The 10,145-nt window shown below is 53.0% G+C and carries 9 protein-coding genes and 2 pseudogenes; 7 read left to right on the forward strand and 4 right to left on the reverse strand.

Going from position 1 to position 10,145, the window contains the following annotated elements; all coding sequences use genetic code 11:
- The coding region (locus tag AC1DH9_RS21145) for a hypothetical protein (protein WP_477808726.1) at positions 1-630 on the reverse strand (630 nt) is incomplete at its 3' end.
- A 746-nt stretch (positions 631-1,376) separates the two neighbouring features.
- Here AC1DH9_RS21145 and AC1DH9_RS21150 point away from each other — a divergent pair.
- From AC1DH9_RS21150 to AC1DH9_RS21160, 3 genes are all read left to right on the forward strand, one after another.
- Positions 1,377-1,598 (forward strand): AlpA family transcriptional regulator, encoded by a 222-nt coding sequence (locus tag AC1DH9_RS21150; RefSeq protein WP_477761240.1) that lies wholly within the window; start codon positions 1,377-1,379, stop codon positions 1,596-1,598.
- 395 nt (positions 1,599-1,993) lie between these two features.
- Entirely contained in the window at positions 1,994-2,656 is a 663-nt protein-coding gene (locus tag AC1DH9_RS21155; RefSeq protein WP_477761241.1) for an inovirus Gp2 family protein, read from the forward strand.
- Positions 2,657-2,921: 265 nt separating this feature from the next.
- A complete protein-coding gene (locus AC1DH9_RS21160; RefSeq protein ID WP_477761242.1) occupies positions 2,922-3,308 on the forward strand; it encodes a hypothetical protein in 387 nt (128 codons plus the stop codon).
- A gap of 31 nt (positions 3,309-3,339) precedes the next feature.
- Here AC1DH9_RS21160 and AC1DH9_RS21165 read toward each other — a convergent pair.
- Both AC1DH9_RS21165 and AC1DH9_RS21170 read right to left on the reverse strand, forming a co-directional pair.
- Positions 3,340-3,487, reverse strand: a pseudogene (locus tag AC1DH9_RS21165) (Tn3 family transposase); the annotation flags it as partial.
- A 541-nt stretch (positions 3,488-4,028) separates the two neighbouring features.
- Positions 4,029-4,829 (reverse strand): hypothetical protein, encoded by an 801-nt coding sequence (locus AC1DH9_RS21170; protein WP_477808727.1) that lies wholly within the window; start codon positions 4,827-4,829, stop codon positions 4,029-4,031.
- A 350-nt stretch (positions 4,830-5,179) separates the two neighbouring features.
- Between AC1DH9_RS21170 and AC1DH9_RS21175 the strand changes: the two genes are divergently transcribed.
- Entirely contained in the window at positions 5,180-6,193 is a 1,014-nt protein-coding gene (locus AC1DH9_RS21175) for a hypothetical protein (protein WP_477761245.1), read from the forward strand.
- A 31-nt stretch (positions 6,194-6,224) separates the two neighbouring features.
- On the opposite strand, the gene AC1DH9_RS21180 is transcribed toward AC1DH9_RS21175, so the two are convergent.
- Complete coding sequence (locus AC1DH9_RS21180) at positions 6,225-6,638, reverse strand: very short patch repair endonuclease (protein ID WP_477808728.1); 414 nt, start codon at positions 6,636-6,638, stop codon at positions 6,225-6,227.
- Positions 6,639-6,667: 29 nt separating this feature from the next.
- Here AC1DH9_RS21180 and AC1DH9_RS21185 point away from each other — a divergent pair, with 29 nt between their 5' ends.
- The 3 genes and pseudogenes from AC1DH9_RS21185 to AC1DH9_RS21195 all read left to right on the forward strand — a co-directional run.
- Complete coding sequence (locus AC1DH9_RS21185) at positions 6,668-8,269, forward strand: DNA cytosine methyltransferase (protein WP_477808729.1); 1,602 nt, start codon at positions 6,668-6,670, stop codon at positions 8,267-8,269.
- 89 nt (positions 8,270-8,358) lie between these two features.
- Entirely contained in the window at positions 8,359-9,804 is a 1,446-nt protein-coding gene (locus AC1DH9_RS21190; protein WP_323562909.1) for an ATP-binding protein, read from the forward strand.
- Positions 9,805-9,817: 13 nt separating this feature from the next.
- Positions 9,818-10,145 (forward strand): annotated as a pseudogene (locus tag AC1DH9_RS21195) (endonuclease); the annotation flags it as partial.

Consider the following 10,145-nt stretch of genomic DNA (forward strand, 5'->3'; position numbering starts at 1 on the left):
AAGATTCTCTTGATCGAAGAATATGAGCAGCTCTGTGTAATTGCTGATGGGGAGCTGTTTTTCAGGGAGGTTTTTGTAGTTCTTCTCTAGCCATTCCCAGGCACATTTACAGCGGCTGGCGCCGTCTTTTTTGTCTTCAAATACACTGAAATCACTATCCCTTGCTTTGCGCTGAAGCCAGTCCCTGCGAAGGCGTTCAATCTCTTCGACTTTCTTTGTAATAGCGACATCCCAGTGATCGAGCATGGCGATGAGGCGTTTTTTGCCGGTGAGGTGTACCAGCCCTCTAGGTAGTCCCGAGGCAGTGATGCCCTCAATCCTGTTGAGCAGCCACCGATACTGTCTTTCACCTCCGTCAATCCACTTGAGGTAGTCATCTTTGACCATAAATCGGTCTTTCTGCCGGTTTATTTCATCAAGTAAATCGGTATTGCGCTTCAGAAAGTGGGCGATGTCGTCCCTCATGGCGGCGCCGTTGCAAGTGTCTGGGTTTAGTTTTGCCCTTTCGAAATCGTAAAGGTAGAGCCATAGCCAGATGTCGTGACGAGTGCTCGGTCGAGGCTCCTTGAGCAGTCGGGCCAGTTCATCCTCCTGGAGATTCTTTGTGACAAAACCATCATTATTTGTCATAGATAAAACCTATTAAAGCTCATTATCTGAAATTCTCTGGCTATTTTAAGCGGTGATCCTAACCCGACTCTAGGCAAGGAATATAGAGCCTCTACGAGAATTCAATGTAGATTTTATTACTATTCTAGGAATATTCTAGGTTTTTATTTGTCTGCTGTGGCCCGTGAATAAAGGCTCTGTAGCCGATATTGGTCGTGATTTAACGGTACGTAGCTAATATTCACGATGTGAATCGCTTCGGCTTTTAGGTTGGGGGATTTTTCGAGAGTGTGAAGAGGACGCCAGTAATGCTTTGCCATGCTCTTGGGGCACACTTACGAGTGCTGGTGAGATTGACGGACTATGCAAGCGCTGATGCCCATGTTCGCCACTTTGTTGAGGCGCGGGGATGGATATCTTGCCTACTGCCGCGAGCGACTGATCATGGTTGGTGTCTGTAGTCTTGGGTTAGTGGTTGAGGCGAAGGGCATAAATGGGCGCCGGGCTATGTGCGGCTCGTCCAGCTACCGTCGCACATCTTGGCTGCTAAGGAGTCAGTGAAACTGACCAATACAGGAATGGATGTGTTGGCTCAACCACTGGCCATTGAAGCCCTTCCGCTAAGAGACGCCAGTTTGCGGCAGGCGATGCCGGTGCTGATTCAAGCCACCCGAGAGCCCCTGGAGCGGTCACCCTGCGCTTGACGGGGCGCGTAGTTTATTACAGGACCTCCCAATCCTCTGAACGKAATACAGAGGAGCCTGTTCATGAGGTTAATTCGCCTGAAGGAAGTCAAACACGTCACTGGTTTAGGTCGGTCCACCATCTACAAATACATCGAAGACGGAGCTTTTCCCAAGTCAGTGTCGCTGGGGGAAAGAGCCGTGGCCTGGGTTGAAAGTGAAGTTATGGCCTGGGTCATGACTAGGATCGAGGCGCGTGATAGGCACGACTCCCTCGCTGCGGTGTCGCAGCTAAAGGCTGCATGATCCGCGTCCATGGGTTGAGCTGGCGCCCTGTCATTCGGTCGGCGTTTGTGCTGATCGGATGAGTCTCAAAAGTGGTTTAGTTCCAGAGCATCTGAATCATTGAAATCGTCGCATTCTTCCCGCGTTCCCTGGCATTGCAGCTCCCCGCGCCCTTGCAGGCGTGGGGAGCTGTGTCTCGGTATTAGTATTATTTATAGGGTCATATTTATAGGGTCATTCATAGAGGACTTATCAGGCTTACCCACCATGGGGTAAGTGCCATGAGCTCAGTCACCCATCCCCATTGCAACCAGTAACAGGATTCAGCGCCAAGCGCTGATCCGATTGTCAGCTCAAAACCGTAAATAGATACCCAGCCAGCTGAGTTTATGAATTCACTCAGCGGATCACCTTCCATGGCTCATCAATCCAAGCGTCATTCTGGCAACAGCAATCTTCACCTGCATTACGATGACACCTTTCACGGTCTACCTGTGATGGCGTCCCACGCTCCCTTCATTACCGAATACCTGCAAAGTCTTTTAGAAACGACTCAGTTGGCACTGAGCGCCCACCGTCGGGTGTTTGCGGTACGTTTCGATCTGCGCTTCCCAGATGACTATTTGCCACCAGCATCCAGCAACGCCGTGATCTCCAGGTTTGTCGCTTCCTTGTCCATAAAGATTGGAATTGCACGTGAGCGTGCCAAGCGTGTGAATGGCTCTGCGCATCAGACAAGTGTTCGCTGGTGCTGGGTGAGAGAGGTAGGGCAAAAGGGGCGCCCGCACTTTCACTTCGTCCTGCTGCTCAACAGGGATGCGTTCCACACGGTGGGACGCTTTCAATCTGAGAGGGAGAACCTGTACAGCCGCATCCAGGCCGCTTGGGCCAGCGCGCTGAAAATATGCGTCGACGATGCCGAGGGCTTGGTGCATATCCCGGCAAACGCCACATTTAACCTCTCTCAGGACGATCCAGCGCAGATGGATCGGTACTTCCACCGAGTGAGCTATATCTGCAAGGCCGCGACCAAGGAGTTCGGCAGTCGATGCCGGGCATTCGGTTGCAGCAGAGGCTGAGTGACGGCGTCACCGCCACAGCCTAAACACCTTTTCCCGCAGCGACGTCATCGTTGATACCGATCCAGATCGGCTCGTCATCGGGCGATGATTCCTCCTGACTACCGAACGCCAACCTCACGCCTCCAGCCTCGCCCTGTGTTTGCATACGGCACATTCTGGTCATGCGTGAGCAATGGCGTTGTATAGCTACGGCCATGCTCGTGGGCATGAGCTATTTCGCTAATTCCATTCTCAATCCATCAATTATTTAGTAGGAGTGATAATGAATTTTCCCATCAGTGATTCACGCATCGATCTCTCCCATTCAAACGCTTCAATCCTAATCAACCGGATGGTTGAGGCTGTCGCTTGCACGGACGAGCCGGCCTACCTCGTCGCTCTGGATGCTCTGGGTGATGAGCAGGTCAAGTCGACATCGCTGTCCAGGCTATTTGACTGCGTGCCGCAGATAAACGAGGCGTATGCGGACTGCTGCGACGATGAACACCAAGAGGTGTTTTGGGTCGCGTACCAGGAGGTTGGGCTTGAACATAGCCCCTTGGGGCTGGTCTGCATGAATGATACCGAAACAGGTTACCTGAGCACTGCTCAATCGATGAACGCACTGGCAGATAGAATTCGGCTTGTGTTTAGCCTTTTATCGATATAAGTAATTGAAAATAAAAAACTTGTTATTTATGCAAAGAAGTTCGGGCCTCGCACTTGTTCAGTCGCATGTACACGGCGGTGCAGCTCGACGCTTCGGAGCCAGTCCAAGATGAACGGTGTACGCTCGATCCGGCCAAGAATGCTTTGGGTCAAGGCCAGGCTGTTCAGGTGCGGGTATGCGGTCCCCGGCGACCCACTTAAGAATCAGACGCGTTTAACGCTCCGCTTCTTCGCACCGTACGCAGCCAGTTGTTCTAGCGCGTACTGGATTGCATAGGGCGCTGGTCGGTAGCTGGCCGACTCTTGGCTGCTCAAGTAGTAGCGCATAACCCGGTCAGTGATGCCGAGTGCAGTCGCTGCTGCTTCTTGAGTGATGCCTGCCGTCTCCAGAAGTCCACGCAGATAAGCCGGGGACGGGTCGTGCAGTGAGGCGTCTGGCTTTCGAGGGTACATGTCGTCTGTCCCGTATCCCGTATCCCGTATCCCGTATAACCGGGTGAGTGGTATTTACCGGAAAACCTCAATCTCAATGTAGGGGGGGGGGGCATTGTGCCGCTGGCTGTTATGCGCCTACGGATTCATATGGAACAGCCGTGCAATGCTCTAGCGCCAGGCCCCGCCCTTAGACGTCATGTTTTCAAGGTTGTCGATGAGCTGCCCCATGCAATACATACCAAAATTCCTCACTGGTTCTTCTATCTACGAGCACGTCAACCGGTGCTTATTCCTCAGCTTTCGGGGTGGCGGGGGTAGTCGGGGTAACTGCAAAGTAATACTCGTCATCCGCATGCGGATCAAACTTAGGGCGAGCGATGCGGCCTTGATCCAAGGCGTATTGAAGCACGTCACGCACTTCCATCCAGCCGTCTGACTTGATCAGGTGCAGCGCTTCAATGGCCTTGATGATTTCTCTCCAGCCAGTTTTTTCTGGCTTGATGGTGTTCAGCAAGGTTGTCAGGATCAGATGCTGGCGATCGGCTTGATTCATCGTTGTCATTGACTTCATTTCCTCTTCTGCTGGTGTCACTTCTTTGGTGACGGTATCGGTGCCGTAGCTGCGAATGAATTCGTAAGCTTCTTCGCGGCTTAGGTCTCCCTTGACGATCTCAACGCGGTCACGCATTGGCTTGTCAAAGTGAACGATGGTGACGTCGTATTTACCACCGCCGACTTGGACAGAAAGCGGTACCCCAGTGCGCTCGCGGGTTTCCCGCACAATGCGGGTTTCTGCAAGCTGTTGCAGTTCTGCCTCGGTCACGACGTCCCACTCAGGGCGCTCAAATAGATCCGGGTACACGCGGTGTTTGGTTAAGAAGTAACGCTTGGATAGCTCGATGCAGCTCTCACGATTACAGTTAGGCGTTTTGACCACATAAAGGAATGGCGTTTCTAGGCTTTTTTCGCGCCAGTTGTTGCACTTGCGGAGGCTGGAGAACTCGACAGTTTTAAACAGCTCGCCGTTATAAAAAACCTCGAACGTCAGAAGTGCTTCAGTAGGCTTGGCTTGTTTTTTGAGTGTCATGTCATCCTGCTCCGTCACTATGGGGTGCTGCTTCGTTTTGCCTAGCGCGGCCTTAAGTGGAATCGAGTCCGGGATTTTAAAAGGTGCGCGCTGTCGATCTGGAGCCGGACACCCATTTAAGGCGAGAGTACCTGCCAAATTGAGGTGCCAGATGAGCAAGCAACGCCGTATATTTTTTCGCTGAACTCACACGCAAGGCTACCTACCTCATGTTCATGCGCATGACCGCTTTTCCTGACACGCCCGGAATTAACTCTTCTTGGAAATAGCATCTTTTCTAGGCATTATGCGGCATGCGGCCAGCATTCGGATGTCGGGTGTTGCTAACTTACCGACTAGGCGATAGGGATATGAAAGTGACGGTAAGGGTGATGTCTTGCGGGCAGGAAATTGACCGCATTACAGGCCCTCTCAAGATGGATGGACGGCAAGCTGCCGTCATCTACAGAGAGCAGCTGTGGCCAGTAGAGGACGGCTGCATTCACGTCGAAAACGAGTGTGACACCTCGCCCGGTCAACGCCCCGATAGAGCTGAGTGGGGAGTGCTTGTCGCACGTCTGGTGCCAGAGTCACTTCCAGCGCGAAGAGAGGAGTGCTCCGAGCTTCTTCGCGTGCTTTTCAAAGGTAACCTGCCTGATGGAGTTGTGCGCGCACTTTCTTCCCTTGCATTCATGGGGCTAGAACAGGACGGACGCGAGCTGCTAGTCGACTTCCTGTGCGAGAAATACGATTCGATAAGTCTAAGCAGGCAGCTGCAGACCCAATTACTTTGCAGCGAAATATCAAGCGCTGCTGCTTGTCCAGCGAATGCAGTCCCTACGTTTGGTACCTCTGAGACAGATATAGAGGTTGAGTCAATTGCCGAAGGTGAAAGTCTGCAGGATTTGGATTTGGATTTGGATTTGGATTGGGACTGGACGGCAACAGATGAGATAGGGATTCCCGAAATAGACGATAAGGACCTGAGGGCCGTTGCGGGCCAAATTCAGGGGGCTATCGGTACCTACCGCTCTCTGGAAAAAGGTGCAGTGATTCCAAGTTTAGTCGGGCCTTTTGACGGCACTCTCTGGAATGAAGAGTCAATCCTTCCTCCGCCTGCAAGTACAAGATCGCCTGAAGAGAGGGTCCTTGTAGAGCGCACCGCCAAGCTCGGCACGGTAGCCCTAGATCTACTGAGATACTTTGCAGACAATCCGGGAGATCGAGCTGCTCACGCGGAACTCGTGTTGGGGTATCACGTGACGGATATCAATAAAATTCTATCGGGGTCTCTGAACCACTATCTGAAGAAAACCCAATCAGGTGGATGGGTGTGCCATTCGTGGGTTTCAGGCGTATTGCTCGTTCTGGATGACGCCTTGTGAGGGGGTTAATGCCCGTTGCCGTCGAGTGCGGCTACTCAAGAGTCTTTAGGCGTTCAAGCAGTGCGGGCAATGCCGCCTCGGGATTTTTCAGCTCACATTCCCACACTGTAAAAACGCGCCATCCGTTGCTGCCCAGCTCCTTCATTACCTTGCGATCTCGATCCACATTGGATTTCAGTTTTTCTGTCCAGAAATCGACGCGTGTCTTGGGCAATACTGCGTACTTGCAGCCGGTATGGYTATGCCAAAAACAACCGTGCACAAAAATGCAGACTTTCAGTCGAGGCAGTACAATGTCCGGTTTTCCCGGCAGGTCCCTGCGATGAAGTCGGAAGCGGTAACCATGTGCATGCAGAAAGCGCCTGACAGCGAGCTCCGGTCTGGTGTCCTTTCCTCTGATGCCGGACATCATTCGGGATCTCGTGGCGCGGTCAACTACATCCATTTCGTACTTTCTCAAAATAGCGTGGTTTCATGAGTYGTAGCTATCCCATTCAGGTTGTGGATCTCTTTGCTGGCCCCGGAGGTCTAGGGGAGGGGTTTTCCTCTCATTCGGACATTAACGGTGACACCTTCGAGATCAAGGTATCGGCCGAAATGGAGGTTTCCGCGCGTTCCACTCTCCGGCTCAGGGCCTTCTATCGTCTGCTAAAGAGTGAACAACCCGAATCCCTCGAGGATTATTACAATTTTTGTGAAACGGCAGACGTACCTGAACCCCATACGGCCAAAAGTTTTGAGGCGTGGAGACATGCCGACAACGAAGCACAGTTGCTGGAATTGGGTACCGAAGCGGGCAACACCAGACTCGACAAAATGCTGGCAAGCCGTCTCGATGAGACTAGGCCATGGGTTCTCATTGGGGGACCTCCATGCCAAGCCTATTCAATCGTAGGTCGAGCCAGAAATCGCGGGAAGGTGGATTATCGTGCGGAAAATGATCATAGACATTTTCTCTATCGTGAGTACCTGAGAATCATTCAGAAAAAGAGACCTGCAGTTTTCGTGATGGAAAACGTGAAAGGCATTCTTTCATCACAGGTCGCTGGCGAGCAGATGTTTCCCCAGATTTTGCGTGATCTTGCAGACCCGGACGCGGCGTTTGGAGAAAGCGATAATGGTCCGAAGTACAGAATCTGTTCTCTCGTCGCCGATGACATCTACGAAAGTGGAGCAGATCAGGACAGCATCGAACCAAGCAACTACATCATTCGGGCAGAGGAATACGGCGTTCCCCAGGCCAGGCATCGAGTGATACTTCTCGGTGTTTCCGAGGAGTATCTAGATGCACTTGGCGATCACAAGCTGTCCTCCGTCTCGGGGCCGACAATAGATCAGATAATTGGTTGTCTGCCGCCATTGCGCAGCACCCTTACCAAGCAGAAAGACTCTCCCGATGCGTGGGCGGACATAGTGCGTCAGCACTTGAAGGAACTGAATCATGAGTGCCTTCAGCTAGTAAGTGAGACACCTGAAAGACTTGCGTTGGCAACCAAGCTTGGCATTCTTGCCAGCAGTTATGACAGCCGCGACATGAACTCGGGCGGGCTGCGGGTACTTAAAAAAAACGCTTGTAATGGAGTGACGGGAACCCCTCTCGATAGCTGGCTGCATGACCCGAGACTGAAGTACTGGCTCAATCACGAGGCTAGGGGGCACATGAGCTCCGATCTGCGCAGGTATGTTTACGCTGCCGCTTTTGCCGAGACTTACAGGGACTCGCCCAAGGGGCACCAGAACTTCAACCTTCCCGGTCTGGCGCCGGATCACAAGAACTGGACAAGCGGAAAGTTCAGTGACCGTTTTCGTGTCCAGAGAGCAGGTATTCCTTCCACGACAATAACCAGCCACATTGCTAAGGACGGTCACTATTTTATTCATTACGACCCTAGGCAGTGCCGAAGTCTGACTGTTCGCGAGGCTGCAAGACTGCAGACTTTCCCCGACAACTACTTTTTCTTGGGCAATAGAACGCAACAGTTCCATCAAGTGGGTAATGCGGTTCCGCCGCTTTTGGCTCGGCAGATTGCAGATGTTGTTGCCCGGATCGTTAGAAACGGAAAAAACGCGAAGTAGAGTCTAACCCACCACCGCAGGCACGACAGGGGAGCGTTATTTTGTCACCCACATTCAAGAGTCGAAGTGCCCCGCCCAAGGCCAGTGCAATGGTCGAGGCTTTGCGAGGGCTGGGCTACAACACTCAGACAGCACTGTCTGACATCATTGACAACAGCGTTGCAGCAGGAGCTTCGGAAGTCAGAATCGAGTTCGTCTGGGCTCAGACAGAGAGTCGAATTACCTGTCTGGACAACGGCACCGGAATGTCGGCAGCCGGACTTGATCTGGCCATGAGGCTGGGTGAGCGCAACCCTCTGGAAGAGAGAGCAGCGTCCGATCTTGGTCGCTTTGGACTGGGCCTCAAGACGGCGTCTTTTTCGCAGTGCCGCAGACTTACCGTGGCGACTATTGGCGTGGATGGCATGCAGGCTCTGCGCTGGGACCTTGACTATCTTGCAAACAGCTCCGATGGCGGCTGGCATCTGCTGGAGGGGCCCCATCCCGGCTCCGAAGGGTATGCGGAGCAGCTTTCCGAAGCCGGTCGTGGGACTCTGGTCCTGTGGGAGGAGCTGGATCGGATCATTACTCCGGGAAGCACTGTTCAGGACTTTCTGAACCTAGCCGACAAGGTCGAGCAGCATCTTGGAATGGTGTTCCACAGATATCTGGAAGGAACCCGACCACGTCTCAGAATTCTGCTCAACGGACAGCCGGTAAAACCCTGGGATCCCTTCATGACGGACCATCCGGGAAAACCCTACAACCCTCCCGTATTCAAGCACCCGACACTCAAGGGTATTGAAGCGGAATGCCATGTTTTGCCGCACAAGGACATGCTCTCTGGCGAGGATTTTGAAGTGCTGGGTGGCCCTGAAGGCTGGACGGCCCAGCAGGGATTTTATGTTTACCGCAACGAGCGCCTTCTCGTTGCAGGCAGTTGGCTAGGTCTGGGAACCGGCAGGTCCTGGACAAAGGACGAAGCTCACCGATTGGCAAGAATTCGTCTGGACATACCCAACTCTGCCGATGCCGACTGGAAGATCGATATCCGCAAGTCCACAGCCAGACCCCCTGTCTATCTTCGAGACTGGTTGACCCGTCTTGCCGAGGCTACGCGTGGACGTGCGCGCCGAGCCTTTGCTCACAGAGGCAGGCCCACTTTGCTTGGAAATAAACAGGTTGCCGAAGCCTGGAAGGTCGAGCGCCTAGCCAGTGGAATACGATACCGGATAGACAGTGACCACCCCGCAATACGGGACGTACTGGATGATGCGGGAGGGCTGCTTCCGCAGATCAGAGCGATGTTGCGGGTCATCGAGGAAACGGTCCCTGTTCAGAGGATATGGATTGATACGGCGGAAAACAGGGATACGCCCTGCACTGGCTTTGAGAAGACCCCGTCCAGTGAGGTCAATGAGGTCTTGATGGTCATGTACCGCAGTATGATCGAGAAGAAAGGATATTCCGCTTCTTCTGCCAGGGAGCAGCTTCGGACAACGGAGCCTTTCCATGCTTTTCCTTCATTGGTGGATGCCCTGCCCGACAATTTTTAAGGAGCTGCGACGAATGTCCGAAGACAACAAATGGAGTGTGGTCAAGTTTGTCCAAGAGATGATTGTGGACGAGCAGGGCAAGTTGGCGATCACCCCTGCACTCATTTCGCAAAAAATCGACATGGTGCTTAAGATCATGCCGAACAAGGCCGAGGGGTTGGATCGCGAGGCCGTCACTGACGAGCTCATCAGACGATTCAGTATCTGGGTTGGCAAGGACTCCTCTCTTGTCGACATGGCCGGGCATGTTCCCTGGCTGACTAGCGAGGTTAAGAAGGAGTGGCGTTACTGGCGCCGGTACAGAGAGTGGCAGGAAAAGAAGTTGCCATGGAGTGCTGTGG

The organism is Pseudomonas sp. 05T35 (assembly GCF_056396605.1).

Excerpts from the sequence above, each read along its gene's own strand:
- AC1DH9_RS21155 (WP_477761241.1), top strand. The coding sequence starts at position 1,994 with ATGGCTCATCAATCCAAGCGTCATTCTGGCAACAGCAATCTTCACCTG.
- AC1DH9_RS21190 (WP_323562909.1), top strand. The coding sequence starts at position 8,359 with ATGGTCGAGGCTTTGCGAGGGCTGGGCTACAACACTCAGACAGCACTG.
- AC1DH9_RS21160 (WP_477761242.1), top strand. The coding sequence starts at position 2,922 with ATGAATTTTCCCATCAGTGATTCACGCATCGATCTCTCCCATTCAAAC.
- AC1DH9_RS21175 (WP_477761245.1), top strand. The coding sequence starts at position 5,180 with ATGAAAGTGACGGTAAGGGTGATGTCTTGCGGGCAGGAAATTGACCGC.
- AC1DH9_RS21170 (WP_477808727.1), bottom strand. The coding sequence starts at position 4,829 with ATGACACTCAAAAAACAAGCCAAGCCTACTGAAGCACTTCTGACGTTC.
- AC1DH9_RS21150 (WP_477761240.1), top strand. The coding sequence starts at position 1,377 with ATGAGGTTAATTCGCCTGAAGGAAGTCAAACACGTCACTGGTTTAGGT.